12 protein-coding genes and 1 pseudogene are annotated in these 18,435 nt (G+C 55.6%); 2 read left to right on the top strand and 11 right to left on the bottom strand.

Translation table 11 applies throughout. The features are described from left to right. Window positions 1–109 (top strand): annotated as a pseudogene (locus ACLQ7H_RS10350) (amino acid ABC transporter ATP-binding protein); the annotation flags it as partial. Window positions 110–226: 117 nt separating this feature from the next. Here the strand turns inward: ACLQ7H_RS10350 and ACLQ7H_RS10355 are convergent. The 11 genes from ACLQ7H_RS10355 to ACLQ7H_RS10405 form a co-directional block, all read right to left on the bottom strand. Further along, a complete protein-coding gene (locus ACLQ7H_RS10355; protein WP_411752583.1) occupies window positions 227–1,531 on the bottom strand; it encodes a methyl-accepting chemotaxis protein in 1,305 nt (434 codons plus the stop codon). A gap of 282 nt (window positions 1,532–1,813) precedes the next feature. Then, window positions 1,814–2,779 carry a 23S rRNA (adenine(1618)-N(6))-methyltransferase RlmF gene (gene rlmF, locus ACLQ7H_RS10360; RefSeq protein ID WP_167669095.1) on the bottom strand — a complete coding sequence of 322 codons (966 nt, stop codon included), beginning with the start codon at window positions 2,777–2,779 and terminating at the stop codon, window positions 1,814–1,816. A gap of 302 nt (window positions 2,780–3,081) precedes the next feature. Beyond that, window positions 3,082–4,143: a glycosyl hydrolase family 8 gene (locus ACLQ7H_RS10365; protein WP_411752584.1), complete on the bottom strand. Its 1,062-nt coding sequence runs from the start codon at window positions 4,141–4,143 to the stop codon at window positions 3,082–3,084. 2 nt (window positions 4,144–4,145) lie between these two features. Beyond that, window positions 4,146–4,631 (bottom strand): cellulose biosynthesis protein BcsD, encoded by a 486-nt coding sequence (gene bcsD / locus ACLQ7H_RS10370; RefSeq protein WP_411752585.1) that lies wholly within the window; start codon window positions 4,629–4,631, stop codon window positions 4,146–4,148. Window positions 4,632–4,633: 2 nt separating this feature from the next. Continuing rightward, entirely contained in the window at window positions 4,634–8,623 is a 3,990-nt protein-coding gene (locus ACLQ7H_RS10375; RefSeq protein WP_411752586.1) for a cellulose synthase subunit BcsC-related outer membrane protein, read from the bottom strand. A gap of 36 nt (window positions 8,624–8,659) precedes the next feature. Further along, complete coding sequence (bcsB, locus tag ACLQ7H_RS10380; RefSeq protein ID WP_411752587.1) at window positions 8,660–11,086, bottom strand: cellulose biosynthesis cyclic di-GMP-binding regulatory protein BcsB; 2,427 nt, start codon at window positions 11,084–11,086, stop codon at window positions 8,660–8,662. Beyond that, window positions 11,083–13,197, bottom strand: a complete 2,115-nt coding sequence (bcsA, locus tag ACLQ7H_RS10385) for a UDP-forming cellulose synthase catalytic subunit (RefSeq protein ID WP_411752588.1) — start codon at window positions 13,195–13,197, stop codon at window positions 11,083–11,085. Before bcsA ends, bcsB begins: the two co-directional genes overlap by 4 nt. Before the next feature lie 17 nt (window positions 13,198–13,214). Then, entirely contained in the window at window positions 13,215–14,021 is an 807-nt protein-coding gene (gene bcsQ, locus ACLQ7H_RS10390; RefSeq protein WP_411752589.1) for a cellulose biosynthesis protein BcsQ, read from the bottom strand. Beyond that, window positions 14,012–14,545 carry a hypothetical protein gene (locus ACLQ7H_RS10395; protein ID WP_411752590.1) on the bottom strand — a complete coding sequence of 178 codons (534 nt, stop codon included), beginning with the start codon at window positions 14,543–14,545 and terminating at the stop codon, window positions 14,012–14,014. Before ACLQ7H_RS10395 ends, bcsQ begins: the two co-directional genes overlap by 10 nt. A gap of 443 nt (window positions 14,546–14,988) precedes the next feature. Beyond that, window positions 14,989–15,942: a DNA-binding protein YbiB gene (ybiB, locus tag ACLQ7H_RS10400; RefSeq protein ID WP_411752591.1), complete on the bottom strand. Its 954-nt coding sequence runs from the start codon at window positions 15,940–15,942 to the stop codon at window positions 14,989–14,991. Window positions 15,943–16,118: 176 nt separating this feature from the next. Continuing rightward, window positions 16,119–17,537 carry an MFS transporter gene (locus tag ACLQ7H_RS10405; protein ID WP_411752592.1) on the bottom strand — a complete coding sequence of 473 codons (1,419 nt, stop codon included), beginning with the start codon at window positions 17,535–17,537 and terminating at the stop codon, window positions 16,119–16,121. A gap of 98 nt (window positions 17,538–17,635) precedes the next feature. On the opposite strand from ACLQ7H_RS10405, the gene ACLQ7H_RS10410 reads away from it, so the two are divergent. Further along, window positions 17,636–18,435: helix-turn-helix transcriptional regulator (locus ACLQ7H_RS10410; protein ID WP_411752593.1), on the top strand; the 800-nt coding region annotated here is incomplete at its 3' end.

An 18,435-nucleotide genomic window follows, 5' to 3' on the forward strand; every position in this document is an offset into this window, starting at 1 on the left:
CCTGATCTTTATCGACAAAGGCCGGATCGCCGAAGATGGCAATCCTCATGACCTGATTAACAACCCGCCTAGCCCACGCCTGCGCGAGTTCTTGCAGCACGTTTCCTGACGCGCTAATAAAAAGCCCCGCAAGGGGCTTTTTATTGATGACAATGTTGCTCAATGACATGTTCAACCTAAGAGGCGCTGGATGCTGCGTCCGTTTAACCGCCTCAGATACAGAACCTCAGTGGATCACGTCACTCTGTTTGACCGAGGTAAACGCCTGCATCAGCTTGACCACGTCCTGCATACCCACATTGACCTGATTGATCACCTCCCCGGCATCCTTGGCTAGCGCCACACCGCCGCCTGCCTGTTCCACACAGGTCACCATCTTGTTGATTGCCGCCGTTACCCCTTGCTGAATGGTCTTGGTGACTTGCTCAATCTCGCTGGCCGCTTTACGGGACTGCTCGGCCAAGGTACGCACCTCATTAGCCACCACGGCGAAACCGCGCCCATGCTCGCCCGCATGCGCCGCCTCGATCGAGGCGTTAATCGCCAGCAGATTAGTCTGGGCAGCAATTTTGCGGATCGCCTCAACCATGTTGCCAATCTGCTGCGAGCAACGCCCCAAGTCGCTGACCACGTCCGAAGTCTGCCGGGCAGCCACCTCTACCTGCTGCATCCCCTGCACCGCCTGCTGGACAATGACCGCTCCTTGGGCAGCAGTTTTATCGGTCCCCATGGAGAGATGGTGGACATTACGCACCATTTCCTCTTCATGCTGCTGTTGGAACGTTTGGCGAGTGATGTCCTGGGCGATTTTCACCACCTTTAATACCCGCCCTTCGTTGTCGATGATTGGGTTATAGCTGGCTTCCAGCCATACCCGCTCCCCACGCCGGTTGATGCGCTCGAAGCGACCGGTCAAAAACTCCCCTCTAGCCAGCCGTTGCCAGTGCTGATAATACTCGTCAGAGTGAGCAAATTCCGGCGTACAGAGTATGCTGTGTGCCTGATCGCGTGCCTCTTCTAACCGATACCCCATCAGATCGAGCATATTCTCGTTGGCATCCAGGATAATGCCGGTTGGCGAGAAAGTGATCATCGCCATTGAGCGATTCAGCGCCGTTAACAGGCTTTGATGCTCCTGGGCCTGAGTGATACGGCTGGTCACCTCGCTGGCAATCTTGATGATCTCCACCACCTCACCGTGCTTATTTAACACCGGGGTATAAGTCCCCTGCAGCCAGACCACTTCTCCGTCTTTGCGAATGCGCCTGATATTATCGGTAATAGCTTCGCCACTGTTTAACTTTTGCCAATGGCGTTGATAGGCCAGGCTGGCCACATAATTTTTATCGCAGAAAACACGATGATGCTGCCCAATCACTTCCTGACGCTCAAATCCCATAGTTTGCAAGAACAGATCGTTGGCACGTAATACGGTGCCGTCGGGTTTAAATACGATCATCGCTACCGCATCTTCAATGGCATCTAATTCGGCACGCCAAGGGGTATTTGACTGACGGAGGTTTAAAAACATCGGGTAAATCCTTCTGGCAGATGGAGTTAACGGCGAGCACTCTCTATTTTTTCTGCATTTCTTGCTCACCAACAAACGCACGATCCCCTGGCAATGGCGCACGACAATGCTCCAGATTAACTGGATAAAAACTTTGGTTAAGCTAGGCTATTATTATTTTTTAACTCATGAACAGCGTGGGAATTGATTAACAATATTGAGGATAACGCAAGCCAGACAGAATGAAAGGAACCCAAGAATAAATAATCGTTGCCGGCACGATCGCCGACAACGGTCGGGCAATTACTGCCAGCGCTCTGCCGCCCAGGCGGCTTGCTGCTCGGCATCAAGGAAGGTCCAGGCCACAAAGCGGCTAATCTTCTGCCCCTGTGCCATTTCGATGGTGCGCACCTCAGCGGCCCCGGCCTGCTTGAGCGCATAATAGATGGCAGGCAACGTGGTGTTTTTCGAGATCAGCGAGGTGAACCACAGGCAGTTCTGCGCTTTACCGACGCTCTCTTCAACCATCTTGCGCACAAAGGCCTCTTCGCCTCCTTCGCACCACAGTTCGTTGTTCTTGCCACCGAAGTTCTGTACCGGCTTTTCCGCCACCGCCCCTTTGCCCAGCTTATGCAACTTGAGGCGGGTGCTAGCGCGCGCTTCCTGCTCGGAACCGTGGAACGGCGGGTTACACAAGGTGGCATCGAAGCGCTCGGCAACGCCGATAATGCCGTTGAAGATACACTCCAGCTGTTTCTGCTGGCGCAGGCGCACGGTATTTTTTAACGTCGGGTTCATCGCCACGATCATCTTGGCCGCCCCCAGCGAGACCGGATCGGTTTCCGAGCCGGTAAAGCGCCAGCCATATTCGCGCTGGCCGATGATCGGGTAAATACAGTTGGCCCCCACGCCGATATCCAGGATCGCCACACCTTTACCACGCGGGATCTCGCCGCCATTGCTGGTCGCCAGCAGATCGGCCAGGTGATGCAGATAATCGGCACGCCCCGGGATCGGCGGGCAAAGATAGTCGGCCGGGATATCCCAATGTTCGATGCCGTAAAAGTGCATCAGCAAGGCACGGTTGAGCATTTTCACCGCGGCAGGATCGGCGAAATCCACCGAGATATCGCCCCAGGCGTTGGGCTTCACAAAGGGTTCCAATCCCGGACAGGTGGCGATCAGGGTAGGGAAATCATAGCGTGAGCGATGGCGATTGCGCGGATGCAGGCCGCTTTTCTGCTGCGGGAAACTTTTCTTTTTTTCCACCGTGACGGGCTCTCTGAAAGGGTTTTCTGGCGCGTAAGATAGCATAAAGCCCGGCAAGGCGCTTGTGGTAGTCGAGTAATGCCCCTCACCCTAACCCTCTCCCCAAGGAGAGGGGACCGATCGAGTTGGCTTGAAATTAGAGTGGCTCACCTTAGATGAGGAGGCGATCGAGTTTGCTGAGACTACCTCTTTACTTCCAAACTAGCAGGGCTACCAGCTCCCTCTCCCCCTGTACATCCCCCAAGGAGAAGGGACCGTTCGAGTTTGCCAAGATGACCTCTTTACTTCCAAACGAGCAGGGGCTACCAGCTCCCTCTCCCTGTGGGAGAGGGTTGGGGTGAGGGGACAAGCTGGCTGCGCTGTGCCCAGTAGGCCAGCAGGTGCAAGCTGGCAGAATAGTAATCCTCATCGGGTGCCAGGCGATCTTTCAGCGGCCCCCGGTCCCCCACCGTCAGATCCCTGACCGCCCTCATTCCTGGGCTTTGATTATACTCAGAGCGCTGGCCGCTAAGCACATCCTGCCAGGCCGGTGTCGCCCGGCGATCAAAGCCGCGCCAAAAGCTGGCAAACGGACTCAGTGACAGGCTGTCGGCCTTGTCCCAATAGAGATAGAGCGGAACCCGCACCGCATCAAAACCAAAGCGCGGCGGCCAATCGCTAGCCGGAGCCATTTGCCCATTGGCCTGTAGCGTGACCCAGTCGCTGGGAAGATGCTGTTTGCCAAAGCGCATTCTGCTGACCATGGTCATGCTATCGTCGATGAGCTTTTTCCACGCTGGCAAATGGCTTTCTTGGTAAAATGCGTGCCAGGCGGGAAAGACAAAATAGGAAGGATTAACGATCACCGAACCGTTTTGCCTGAAACCGTTAGCACCGGGTAACATCACCCGATAACCGGCGTAGTCGATCACGGTGTGTTTGAGCAGGGCTTGCTGTATCTGCGCCGAGGAAGCGAGATAGGCGGGAACATTCCAGCGTTTCCCCGCCGCCAGCAACGCCCAGGCGATAAAGATATCACCATCGGTAGCGTTGTTTTTATCGGCTATTGGCACCGCCTTCCCTGGCTCATAGCGCCAGGAAAACAGGCCTATATCCTGACGATACAAGGTGTTGCGAGTCCATTGCCAGAGTTTGTCAAACGCGGGACGATCGTTATTGTAGACCGCCAACCGCATGGCAAACCCCTGCCCTTCGGTATGGCTGACGTTGTTATTGCCGGTATCGACAATCCGCCCGTCAGGTAATAGAAAACGCTGTTTGTATTGCGCCCAACCGCTGTCGGCAGCCTGGCTACCAAGGGAAAACACCAACCCCAGCCAAAGCAGGAGTACGCGGAGCCTACCAGACCTGCTTTTCGCCACCATGTTTACCTTCGTTGCTCGTTTCTATAGCAAAAGACCAGGGTGTTATCCTTGGCCGGGCTGCGCCAGCGCAGGGAAACTTGCGGCTCACCGCCCTGAGCCAACAGCCAGGCGTCATAGGCCCCCTCAAGAACGGTGGCAAAAGAGAGTGCCCAGACGTCCTCGTTGGCCGGATCGGCGCTGTGCGGGTAGGCAAAATGGGTCAGGATCATCTGCTCACCATTCGCCTCAATCTGCACCCTGCCCCAGTCAAACTGACGCAATAGGGCATTGAGGGCATCCTCCAACTCCCCTACCGTTTCCGCCTCCGGTAACGGCAGTTTCTTCGCCAGGTTGCCCCCCATCAGACGCAGAAAATCGCGGCTGTCCGTATCATCAGCAGAAGCCAGAATGCCGGAGAACACCACTTCGATCAGATCCTGCCAACCCGCCTTAAACTGACGCTGGCGATAATAATCAAGCTCAAACGAGGTATTGTTAATATCTTGCATGGTTATTTTCCATCTAACAGATATTTAAAATAGAGCAAAGCCGTGCTCTCGGAATAGCTGCCGAAAGTGTCATAACCCAACTGCCCCCCAACCAACACGCTTGGCGTGACCTTATAGGTTCCCCCCGCCTTCAGGCTGTAGCCAATACCACTCTTGTCCTCGCTGGCATACCTGGACTCAGCGCCGTAACCCTGGCTGACCAGGTTTTCCAGCTGTGACTGGAGCAGCGGATCGTTCGGGTAATACAGGCTTTCCTGATTGTTATAGGTCTGATAACCGACGTTGCCGCTCAGAATATAGGTGAAGTTATCCTGTTTTTTGGTGTACTCCACCGGCAGCGAGATGCTGAGGTAGTCCTGCGGACTGAAGTAACCCCCTTGGCCATAGCTGAAGTAGCTCAGGTTTTTATCAAAATCCATATAGTTGACGTTAACGCCAACCTTCAGCTCACTGTCATCATCCTTATAAGGGCGGATGTAGGCTCCCAGGATGCCGGTCACGCTATGGTTATCCGCCACATTATCACCCACGTAGCTGTAATACCCCGCGCCACCGTAGGCTCCGAGCACGCCATCATCGTATCCAAGATTTACGCCACCGCCATTCTTGGTCACCGCCCCCCATTTCTTGCCGGTAATGGTATCTTCGGTACCGACATAGGAGAGCAGGCTATCTTTGACGGCACGGCGCTCAAGCGACAGATCCAGCGTTGAATGATCGGTCAGCTTGGGCGACCATTTCACCCCACCCACCACCGAGCTGATGCCGCTGCCCATCGGCGTACTGCCCACGTCCAGCTTATAGCTGTCGCCGCTGAGGGCTAGCGCCAACTCTACACCGGTATCTTGCTGCTGCCCCGGTGAGTCGGCATAGATATCGTTAGGGCCAAAGGTCTTCGGCTGTGTCACCAGGCCAGCCAACGTCTGCCTTTCGTTAAAGGCCTGATCCTGCGCCACTGTGGCGGCGGTACACTCTGGCGAAGTGGCGTCAATAGAACACAGGCTATCGCGGGTAGCATGCAGTTGCTGATAACGCAGATCGGCGGCCTGTGCGGCAGCAATCGAGGTCTGTGAGGCAATGACGGAGGCCTGAGTCGCGGCCTCGATAGCCCTGGCCTGTTGCAGCGCCCCGGTACCAAAACGGCTGTTGGCGCTGTCAGAAGGCGTCCCGGATTTCAGCATCACCGGCGTGACATCAAAACTGAGCCTGCCATTATCAAACGGCATGCCTGACAGGGTGATCGGGCTTCTCACTTCCGTGATATTACTCAGGCCGTTTTCACCACTGCTGTTATCGCGCAGAGATATATTCCCCTGTACCCAGGTAGCGGTCTTGTTCTGCACCTCGTCGATCATTTTGTCGATTTGCTGCAGGGTTGGGTTTTTCACCACAGCTTGCGGCGCTCGGGCGTAACCAGGAGCAGCAACCTGCCAAGGCAGCACCTCACCGTATGCCGAGGAAGAGCTGTCAACGTTGGGTGAAGTCGTGCTCTGCGCGGCAAACGGATTATCCGCCAGCCGCAAACCGCCAATCACTGCCGCCCCCCCGCCTGGCGCACCGGTTACGCCGTTGGCCCGGTTTTTCGCCTCACGCAGAAACACCATTGCCTGTGGATAGTTACCGTCCGCTTGAGCAACGCGCGCTGCCAGCATCAACTGATCCGGCGTTTTCAGCGCAGGCAAGCCACGCAGCAGCAGCTTGGCCCGATCGACATCGCCTTCGGACAACGCAACCCCAACGGCACCTTCGCGCGCGCCCTGGTTAAGACTGTCACGGCTGAGCAGGTAGTTGTAAACCTGCCCGGCCTCTTTGTTCATGTTGCCAGACTGATAGAGACGCCCCATCGCCAGCATGATATCGGTATTTTGCGGATCGTTTTGCAACGCGCCGATCAGCTTGTCATACGCGGCGCTGTACTGCCCTTGTAAACGCAGTTTATCCGCCTCATTGATCACGCTGCCGTTGCGCAGTTGCCCAATCTCGCGGGTTGAACTGCGCGCCCGCAGCGCCGGGTTATTCAGCCAGGCATCGGCTTCCTGGCTTAATCCCGCCTGATTGAGTACTGCGATCTGGGCCGCGTAATCACCCGCATTGCCTTTAACCCCCAGGCGCATGTTGTCACGCACCAGTTGGACCGCCGTTGAGGTATCCCCCACCGTCATCAAATCTTTGGCCAGTTCCCCAAGGGCTGCGGGCTCAGTCGGCGGCTTTTGCGCCAGCTGCCGCAAGATAACCGCCGCGCTGGCCGTATTGCCCTGCCGAAGATAGCTCTCTGCGCTGGCACGCTGCTGGTTGGCCGACGCGGTGGCTGCCAATGCCCGCATGCTGCTGTTCTGTCTCCCTTGCGGGATACGCGCCATCAGGGTGGACACGTTCAGCCAGTCGTTACGTTCTGAGGCAAACAGCGCTGCCGCGTACAGGCTGTCTGGTGAAGCGCCAACCTGCATCAGCGGGGAGATCAAGGTTTGCGCCTGCAACTCTTGCCCCTGTTTGTTCAGGATACGCGCCATATCCAGGCGGACCCAAACGTTCGAGGGCTGCTTTTCCAGCGCCTGTTGCAGGATCATCATCGCACGCTGTGGATCGCCATTCTGCATGGCGGCCTCGGCCTGTCTGCGCTGAGGATCGATATTCACCCCCACTACCGCCTGCGGAACTTTGGGCCGTTGATCGGCTGGGATAGTTTGCAGGATCTGTGCGGCTTCCGGGCCTTTGTCACGCTGTTGCTGCAACAGATAATACAGCCCCAGCCTGGCGTCATTATTCTGCGGGTTTTGCGTCAGCAAGCCGCGATACATCTGCTCGGAGGCCGTAAAATCCCCTTTCTTACGTGCCAGGTCGGCCCGGAACAGCGTCGCCGCATTGCCTTTATCCCCTGTTGCACGACTCAGGGGCGCACTGATCGCCAAGGCTTCATCCAATTGGCCTGCGTTGGCAGCCTGCTTGGCTTTGTCCAATGTCGCGTAAAACGCCGCTTCCTGAGCCAAAGCTCCCCACTGCGCACTCTGTGGCCCCCCCTGTTTTGCCGCCTGGGTGAGGTAGTTTTCTGCCTGCGCGAAGTCGCCGCTGCGCATCGCCGTAAATCCCATCCCTGCCAGAGCATCGGCATCATTCGGGTTGCTGGCCAGGATAGCGGCAAACTGATCCTTGGCGCTGCCCAGATCGCCTTTATTCAGCTCGGAGAATCCTACGCCTTTGGCCGAACCGGCAATATTCTGTTGAAAATAGGCTGCCACGGCTTTGTCCGCCGGGTGCCGTTGCTGATAGGCATCATAAAGAGGCTTGTCAGCCGGTTGCGGTGCCAGCCACAGCAGCGCCTGTTTCAACGCCTGGTCCGCCTCATTATTGCTCGGAGCCATCGCCGCCAACATCTCGATCCCCTCACGGCGGGTCGATTCCTGATAGGTCAGTACCTTGCCCAGCACCACACGGGTTTGCGAGTCATTAGGCTGAATAGCCAACCGCTGTTTGAGGCCGTCAATCGCCTCCTGCCTGCCTGCCGGTGACCCCGCCAAGGTGAGGTAATACTCATTGGCAAGGTTATCGATCGGTGTCTTGCCGTTGAACACAGCCTGATAGGCCGCAGCCGCCTGGGCAAACTCCCCTTTGGCCGCCAACTGCCGAGCCTGCGCTAACAGATTCTTGGAGACCGACGGAGCGGCTTCGGTGTTACTCAACGCCTGGAGACGAGGGTCGTTAGGCGCGACGGCACTCAGTTTTTTACGCCAGATTTCGGCCTTGGCCTTATCCCCGCCCTGCATGGCATATAGGGAGAGCAGATACATCGCCTCGGCGTTGTTCTCGTCGATCAGCAGGACTTTCTGCAACGCCCCCTGGGCCAATTCGTCATGCGATTTGTCATGCCAGTAAGCCGCCTGTTGAAACAGGGCCTTCAGCGCCGGGTTATTGTCATCCGCCAACGCCGACACCGAAAAAATCGTCAGCCCGGCCAGAGAGACCCAATACAGTTTCTTTTTCAGCAATAGGTTCATTGGCGGCTCCTGTCTAGCTTCTGGTCGAGACGTGTTTTAACTTTCATCTTCTGCATCTCTCCCCAGGCGTTTGGCGGCGTGCTTGCGTAGCAAAATATACAGCCCCAGCCCCAACACCACGGAAATCCCTAACACGGTCAGGGATAAAAGCACCACATGTTTACTGGCATACCAGATAAAGATCAGATACCAGGGCAGCTCCCCGCTCGGAAACTGTTCGCCAACCTGGAAACTGCGTACGCCGTTCTGATCGGTGATCACCGCCAGATCGCCACGCACCCCGGCGTTGATCCGGGCCAATTTCAGATCGCCATAGATCTTGTTCAGGCCATCGTCGGAAGAGGCGCTGGCCACTACCACCACCCGTTGCGGATCCCAACCGGAACGGAAGCTGAAAAATCCACGCCAGTCCGTCAATGAGGAGAGATAGCGATCGGCGTCGATGCCCTGGGTCCGCCAGTTGCCTTTCAGGTAGGACTGCAGTTTTTCCAGCGTAGGCTGCGCCTTCACCGCCAGCGCGCCGCTATCGTTTAGCGCAAAAGGCACCTGTTGCAACAGCCGCTGATAGAAAGCGCTCTGAGCCAGTGAGGCGACCACCAGCACATCCTTGCCCTTGAAGTCGTCTAACTCGTTCTCGTTGCCCCGCAGGCCAAAGCGGATATCCACGTTACCCACAGAGCTGCCAGTAGCCGCACCGGAACGAGCAGTCAGGTTCAACAGCGCACGCACTTCGTTGACCGTAGGCTTTTCCGCCATTAACAGCACGGTTTGCGAGAAGTCCGCCAGCTTGGAGAATGGGAAGGAGGCACCGACGTAATAAGACAGATTGGGCAACTCGGTGAAATGGTAGGTATCGCTCAGGTCAATAGACGAGTTGGGCCCGATATGGCTCTTGAGGGTGTTGCTATCCACCGGATCGCAGGAGGTGCCGTTTTTCGGCACGATAGAAAAATAAAGCTCCAGCATGTTGTCACCGTAAATCAGATACGGTGGCAGGGCCAAGGTGTATTGTTCCTGGCGAATATCACCGCCAAACTGGTGCCACAGCAGCTCCAGCAGTCCGCGTTTGTTCACCGAAAGGTTACGCAGGAAGGTGCCGTTCAGCGTGGCACTGAGCTGGGATTTATTCTCATCGATCCCGTTGTCGGTGGGGAAACGGTAGTTGATTTGCAGCGGGACGTTTCTGCCATCCCACATAAACAGGTCCGGGGCGGCACGGAAAGCAATGCGCACCGCGTCATGGTAAACGCCAGTGACGGTCAGTTCCTCATTACTGGCCACCAGCTTATCAAAGCTGACCGGCTTGCTGGTATCAATCCAGCGCGGGGCGTCGTAGGGCTGGTGCACCGGAATAGTCACCGGCTTCACCGCCAGCGACGCGGTTTTCTCCGGCAACGGCTGGCTGACCAGACGATAGGCGGCCTGGCGCATCTCGGTGGCGTTACGCCCCATCACCAGCAGCAGCTTGTAAACCGGGTTCAGCGGATTATCAATCATCTGAATGGTCGGGCCATCGGCCTGTGGCAGAGTCAACTGGCCAATCTGCTCGCCGGGGCGCGCAAAGATAATGCCATTCTGCTCAGGCAAGCTATCCTGCAACACCTGGAATTTCAGATTGTTATGGCGCGTAATTTTCCCCAGATAAGAGCTGACGATAGCGGCAGCTGCCACCTCTTCCGGCCGTTTTTCCTGGCCGAAGATCACGTCCACCAGGGTGGGTTGCATGGCCTGAGGATCGAAGAACGGATTGGGGAAACGGCCGAGGTTCGGGCTGATATTCAGCACCTGGTTTTCCAGATGTAACTGGCTGGTTGGCAGCACCTTGAGCCAATATTTATTGGCCGCCCCCTTTTCGCACAACATAGCCGCATTGCTGCCATTGCCGATGCTGAAACTCAGGTTGTTGCGCGCTACGATCATGGCGGCCGGGATCGGTACCTGCAAACTTACCTTGCCTTCATGCAATTGGTTCAGCTTCTGGGTGCTCAAGGGTTGCCCATTGAGCGTCAGTTGCAGTTCGGTATCGGTTCCCATCAGGGCCGGGGAAATGTCGAGATCCAGCACCAGATTGCCGTCCGTTACCACCCAGTCCGAGGGTAAGGTAAAGGTGAAGCCGGACTGCTGTTGCCAGTTGCTCAACGTCAATCCTGTGGTTTGCCCCATCTCGCCCACGCTGAGCGTGGAAGCGAGCGACTGATTGAAGACGGTCACCGGTGGCGTAGCGATATCAAGCGGAGCAGTTTGCTCAACACTGCCCGGCACTGCCCCCGCTGGTGGAGCATCAGTTGGCCGCGGCAAGGTAGGAAAACCGGGCATCTCGACGCCATCGCTGGCAAAGGACGGCGCAGGCTGCGGATCGGCCGCCAGGGCGAGACCAGAAAGCCCCATTCCCAACATCAAGCCGCTAACCAGGGCAATGAACATAGATCTGCCTGACGGCAACTTGGTTTTCACCCAGCTCATAGGGCTTGTTCCTCATCCCGCTTTAGCTCAGGCCGTTTCTGCTGCTGCTTTTTGGCCCGACGATCGCGCCAGGAAAAATAGAACAACTCGAAAATACAGCGCAGGACGCCCAACAACGAGCGTAGTGGCCGATCCTGTGGGAAAGGTTTGGTACGGATCCAAGCATCTGCCCGCGCCAATACTACCCGCACCAGCTCCCGCCGTTTTTCAATCGGCACCTCTTTGAACATTAAGCGGGTCACCGTCTTGTCGGCGTTGATCAGCTCCACCGGGAAACTGACGGCACCGGACTTGAGCGATATTTCCACCTCTTCGATCGGATCGTTGAGGAAACGCTCATCTGGGGTTTTCAATTTGACCCCGCCCATCGAGAGATCCAGGGTTTCGGTACGCATCGCCGCGCCGCTGGCAAAATACAGCACCGCGGGCAAGGCGGCATCGATACGGATGGTTTTTCGGACCTGGCGAGTTTCCCGCGCTACGGCAATGGCGGCCAGCAGGATAATCATGCTGAAACTGGCCCAGGCAATATTTAGCCAAATAACCTGCGGGTTAGCGCCATAGTGATCTGGCATCACCAGGCGGATCACGCCCCAGGCGGTACCGATTAACAACAAGGACACGGCGATAATGTGTGGCCGGACAATATGGGAGTCGAAATAGTTCACGTCCAGCAACGCCCCTTTATCCGTCACGTTAAACTTGCCATGCTTTGGCGAGATCATCGTCAGCAGAGTCGGTATCACCAGATGGAAGCACATCACCGTTTCATAGATCTCCCCCCAGAACGAATAGCGATAGCGTCCGTTGGCTCTGGAGTTGATATAGATCGACATCACCAGATGCGGTAACACATAGGCGAAAATCAGCCCGGCGGAGGAGGCGATGATATTGAGGTTGAACAGCAGATAAACCAGCGGTGCCACGCAGAATATCACCCTGGGTAAGCCGTACTGGAAATGCAGCATGGCGTTCAGGTAGCATAAACGCTGCTGCCAGGTCAGGCCGCGCCCCAGCAAGGGATTATCCACCCGGAAGATCTGCGTCATGCCACGCGCCCAGCGGGTACGTTGGATGACGTGCAGTCCCAACCGTTCGGTAGCTAGCCCGGCTGCCAATGGCAATGCCAGGAATGCCGTGTTCCAACCCCGGCGCTGCATCTTCAAGGCGGTGTGGGCATCTTCGGTCACGGTTTCTATCGCAAAGCCGCCCACCTCTTCCAGCGCCGAACGACGGATCACGGCACAGGAGCCGCAGAAGAAGGTGGCGTTCCAGTTATCATTACCCTGCTGCACCGGCCCATAGAACAGCGCGCCTTCGTTAGGGACTTTGCTGGCCTCTGACAGGTTGCGTTCAAACGGATCCTGGGAATAGAAATAGTGCGGGGTCTGGATCAACGCCAGGCGCTCATCCACCAGAAAGCTGCCGACCGTCGCCTGCAAGAAGGCGCGGGTTGCCACGTGATCGCAATCAAACACGGTGATCAATTCACCGTGGGTCACTTTCATCGCATTATTCAGATTACCCGCTTTGGCATGATGGTTATTATTGCGGGTAATATAGCCCACGCCCGCATCGGCACAGAAAACCGCAAACTCATTGCGCTTGCCGTCATCCAGCACGTAGATTTTCATCTTGTCTTTTGGGTAGTCAATACACTGCGCCGCCAGGATGGTGTCGCGCACCACGTCCATACTTTCGTTGTAGGTGGGAATATAGACATCCACCGTTGGCCAGAGCGACGTGTCGTCGGGCAGCGGTTCAATAGTGCGTTTTAATGACCAGGTGGTCTGAATATAACCAAACAGCAATATCACCAGGGCATACAGCTCAGTGATAAACAGGGCAATCCCCAGCACCGCTTCCAACGTACTATTGAAATGTAGGGTTTCTGTCGCGCGCCAGTAGATGTAACGTAATGACATCAGGGTCGACATGACAATCATGACCAGGGTAACTTTTTTGCTTTTACTTACCCCTAAAATAAACACGATCGCAATACAGATCAGGCCAAAAATATACTGATTATCACTGCTCATGGGGGCAATGATAATCAACAGGATAAAAGGTAAGGCCAACAGCAGTAAGAAATAAAAGAGTATTTTATTCATAACTAACCAGACAATCCTTACGAAGAGCCATAAATAGACGTAGTATGATGATACGTACCATCTCCAACACTAAGCCCTAAAATTACTGCGACCTTTTTACTGATCTGCTCAATATCAAATGCAGCAGCCGACACCGGGCTTATATCCATGATCGCCCGTTGCGATGCGTTAGCCTCTGGGACACACTCATCGCGGTGGATGGTACCCAGCAGTTTGTCTTGCAAACGCTGCTCAAAGAATTGCGTCACGTCCCTGCTCAACGTACGCCGCATGTCACTCTGGTTTACCACATAATACTCGCCGACTTCATTGCTGGTGGGCGCACTCATAAACTTATGCTGCTCAATATTGGGCAATAAACTGAGCGATGCGGTATCGGCCAGCAACACCATAATGCGCATGTCCGCCGCGGCCTGCATGGCCTGCACTGCCGCGTTGCGCCCCGGCGGCATATCGGCGATCACCACCATGCCGGGGATCTTCAGCACCGCACTCAAGCCGCGTTGAATAAACATGGGCTCATTGAGCAGATTGTCATCAAACTGAAGGCGCTGCTCGTCGGTGACGTCACCGTAAGGTAAAACGAACAGGTTCGGCCCAACCTTGAGAATAAACTGGCTCCAATCGGATAAACTCGCCGACTGGGCAACAAAACCTCGGTTATCGGAAATAGGCACGCCAAAATGCAGCCTTAACGCATTCTGCGTGTCGAAATCGACAACCAACACCTTACTGCCGCTGCGGGCCAATGCATAAGCCAGATTAGCAGTAACCGTGGTTTTCCCTACCCCTCCTTTCGGAGAACAAACACAAACTAACGGCATGAGGCAATAGACTCTAAAAGTGGTTTGAGTAATGTATTGCGACCAGCATCCATCACTTCACCGGCAGAGGACGTTTTCTTGCTGAACATCTGCTTAAAACGTGGGTTCTTTGGCTGCGGGGCGGATGGCGGAACGCTTGCAGAGGAATTAAAATTGTTTCCCTGAGCAGGAACGGCGCGCGAACTTTCCGGCTGAGCAGTTTTGGTGAGTTTAGGCTCCACCGGCGGAGCGAAACGCTCAAAATTATGAGGAATATGGCCAGGCAGGGCAGTATTTTCTGTTATCACCGTATTCGGTTGTGCAGGCGGTTCGAAATCTAAAGGCGCACTGGAAAAGAGATCGGAGCTATTGAACGGCGTTGGCTGCGGACTGCTGGCCGGGATGCCACCATTGCTTGCCACCTGATCAACAATAGACCAACGCTGTGGGGTCGATGCCACATCGTCGTGAGGAAATTCTTTATAATCAATATCTTTAAGATTCGTCTTATCTTTAAATCGTTGGACATCATCATATTTACTCATAATCCAGACCTATAAGATTACCCTTGGCACTGTATGAATACATACAAACCACGAATGTGAAATAACGTGATCTATAACCCAAATACATAATGGAAAACCGTCTATGTATTTTAAGCGCTTCTCTTCTTATGGTTTAGATAGAGTAGCTTACAAGTCCTTTTTTACAACCAAGACGGAGCAAACCTCCGCCATCGATGGAAAATCCTGCAAGACCCCAAAGCTGATGAACTGAGTGTAATCTACTTCTCTAAAGTTACACACCTGAGTTTTAACCGCTTTTACCCTAGTTTATTGTAAGTACCACTAGGCGGAGCCTAAATTTAAGTGGTTAATAATATATGGCTGATGATTTAGGATTTTTTTACTAATAATAACCAACACAACAGTGATAAACACCAGGGGAGAATGCATTCTTCCCTGGTAGTGAACAACAATGGGGCAGATTAACGCAGTCTGAGCAGCCCCTGCTCCAACGTCTCCACTTGGCCGGTAGCGACCAGGCAGCAGGCAATCTGCCGAGCGATAGGCTCGGGAATGGCTACCTCGCCAGCCAGGCAACGCTCCGTCCAGCGCGCCGTCGTTGCGGCATCTTTAGCCGTGGGTAATTCCGTCAGCACATCCTGTTCTGGCCGTTCCAGTAAAATCTGCTGCTCACCGCCGACGATATAGTGGATTTTTGGGCAGCGTTGCGGGTTGGCATAGGCCTCCCCTTCGGTACCATGCATCAGTAATCCCCGCGCGCCGATCTGGCAGAAAAATGAGGCAACGCGCTCGACGTATTCCGGATGAGAAACGCTGGCAATGCGCAGCACCTCCTGGTCACCAAACGGCGTCGCCAATTTTGCCAGGGTGTGGGCACTGTTACGCACTCCCATCTTCCAGCGCAGGCCAAGCTGGTTTTCCAACGCTGGCGCAAGCGCCGACACCGGGATAAACACCGCATCTCCTTCGTCCAAACGCCGTTGGGCGGCCAGAGGATCTTCAGACCAAGGCACCCCAAGCTCACGGAAAATCTCTGCGCTGGTGACTCGCGTGCTGTCGTTCACTACGCCATGAACCACCACCGGCAACCCTACCCTGGCCAGCAACAACGCCAGTAACGGCGTCAGGTTAGCCTGTTTACGCGCGCCGTTGTAACTGGGCAACACCACCGGCATCGGGCGGCCCTGCGGGGGTTGCAGCCGCATCACCTGCTGTTGCATCGCCTGATAGAAGCCGAGCATTTCCTCCTCAGCCTCCCCCTTGATACGCATGGCGATCAGAATGGCTCCCAACTCCAGCGCTGGCACGGCATCGGCCAGCATCGCCTGATAGAGCTCAAAAGCCGTTTGCCGATCCAGATCGCGCGCATGGTTCTTGCCACGGCCTATTTCTTTGATAATTTTGCTGTAATCCATCGCTCGCTCCGCTGATTCGGTTTGCGATAAGAATACCTTATCCACGTCGGCGCTCAACCTCCGTTGCGAGCCGTTGTTGGCTATCATCACCCGCTCGTAGTCCTTCGATCACACCGTCGATATCGGTAGCGCTGCGGTTCTGGCTCATTTTCCATGCAAACCGGCGCGATGATATCTTAATGGCCCCTTCCTAACTGACGATGGGTGTAGAGCAGCAAAACCAAGGCAATCAGCATCGCCAACAGGTTGTAGCCCATAGCACCAGCAAAGGCTCTGGCATAGTGCTGTGGCTCAGCCCCCCCGGCCAGCAGCGGAACAAAGAACATGCCGCTGGCCGCAATCCCCAGAGCACCGCCGACCTGCTGCACCGTTGAAACCAGGCCTGCTGCCATACCTGCCTGATGATCCTTGGCCAAACCAAGCACCCAATTAAGCAGCGGCGTCATACTCAACGCTTGGCCAAAGCCCAAAATCATCAGGCCGGGTAAAAGTTGTAACGGATGGCTGAGCGCGCGTCCCCATAACACCTGCACCACCAGCAATACCATGCCCGCGGCGTAGACCGCCACCCCGCCTGCCAATACAATATTCCCCCAACGTTGTACCCAGCCCGGTGCCAAAAAGGAGGCCAGCATAAAGGCGGCGCTGGCCGGAGCGAACAGGCAACCCGCCTGGAACGGTGTCAACCCTATTCCGGCCTGTAACAGCAGGGCAAAACAGAGAAAGAATGAGGAGGCGGTGGAGTAAATCGCCAGCACAATTGCCGTGCCGCGGGCAAAATAGCCTTGGCGAAATAGCGCCGGATCGAGCACTGCATCACCGGAGTGACGGGCAAGTTGCCGTTCCCAACGCACAAACCAACCTAACAGCACCACCGCTAGCACCATTATCGGCACGGTCCACCAAGGCCAGTGCCGCGATGGGCCTTCCAGTAACGGGAACAGCAGCAACAGCAAACCACACGCGGCCAGTAGCAGACCTTTAGCATCCAGCCGCTGCGCCTGCGCCAGCCTGGATTCAGGAATACGCCGCGCCGCCATCACCGCCAGCACGCCAATCGGCAGATTGATCAGAAAGATCATCCGCCAACTGCTGCCCAGAATATTGGCCTCAATAATAAAGCCGCCCAACACCTGGCCACAAATCGCCGCCAGCCCCAGCGTCATCCCCAAACGAGCAAAGGCTCGCCGCCGCTGCTCTTCGCCATATAGCACACGCAATAAGGCATAAATTTGTGGAAACAGCAGCGCGGCCGCTGCACCTTGCAAAAAGCGGGCAATAATCAGCACCCACAGCGAACCCGCCAGACCGCAAAGCGTCGAGGTCAGCGCAAAAGCCAACATGCCACAGTTGAACATACGCCGCCGACCGAAACGGTCCCCCAATCGCCCACCGGCAATCAGCAAAATGCCGAAAGCCAGTTCATAACCGGCGATAATCAGCCCAACCTCGGCAAAGCTGGCGTTGAACTGCTGCTGGATCACCGGCACCGCCACGTTAACCACAAATAAATCGAACATGGTGACGAACCCACCGAGCAACAACACCGGTAACCCCGGTAATCCGGCCTTTCTGTCAGACAAACTCTGTTCCATAACGCCCCCTGATATCATGATGGCGGCAGTATGGAACATGCTTTAAACTGTTACTATATAGCCAGTTATACTATTACTAAAAGTAACAGGAACCGCCGATGCCACCACGTACCCTTAACCGCACCCGCCAAGAGCTGGCAGATTTTCTGCGTATGAAGCGTGAAAAACTCTCCCCCCAGGCCGTTGGCTTGCCGAGCGGCACACGGCGGCGTACGCCAGGGTTAAGGCGTGAAGAGGTTGCCGCTTTGGCGGGCGTGGGCCTGACTTGGTATACCTGGCTGGAACAGGGGCGGGAAATCAACGCTTCAGTGGAATTTCTGGAAGATCTGGCGCGGGTTCTAAAGCTGGATGCGACCGAACGCTATCATCTGTTTTTACTGGCACATCAGCGGCCACCGGTGGTAGCAGGCCATCAATGGTGCCAGGTCACGCCCTTGGTACGCCGATTGCTGGACGATCTCACCCTGCGCCCGGCCTATGTGATGAACCTGAGCTGGGATATTATCGCCTGGAATCCGGCGGCGGACCGCCTGTTTGCCATCGGTGAGCGTCAGCCACAACAGCGCAATATGCTATGGATGCTGTTTGCCGATCCCGAACTCAATCAACGGTTGATGGGATGGCAGGAGCAGGCTCCGCAAATCCTGGCCAGCTTTCGCCGTGATTACGCCCGCGCCCCGCAAGATGCCACCATGTTGCAACGCATTCAGGCCCTGAGCGATGTTTCCCCCCAATTTCGTCAGCTGTGGCAACAGCACGATATTCATGGCCGCTGTCAGGGGCAACGCACTTTCTTGGTTGCAGGGGCAGGCGAAGTGACCTTTGAGCACGCCTCGTTCATTGTCGATGAAGACAACCACCTGCGGCTGGTCATGTACAGCGCACAGCCTGATTGCCC

Origin of the sequence: Serratia sp. (in: enterobacteria) (genome assembly GCF_046715635.1) — a bacterium.
In the GTDB taxonomy this organism is placed as follows: Bacteria; Pseudomonadota; Gammaproteobacteria; order Enterobacterales; family Enterobacteriaceae; genus Chania.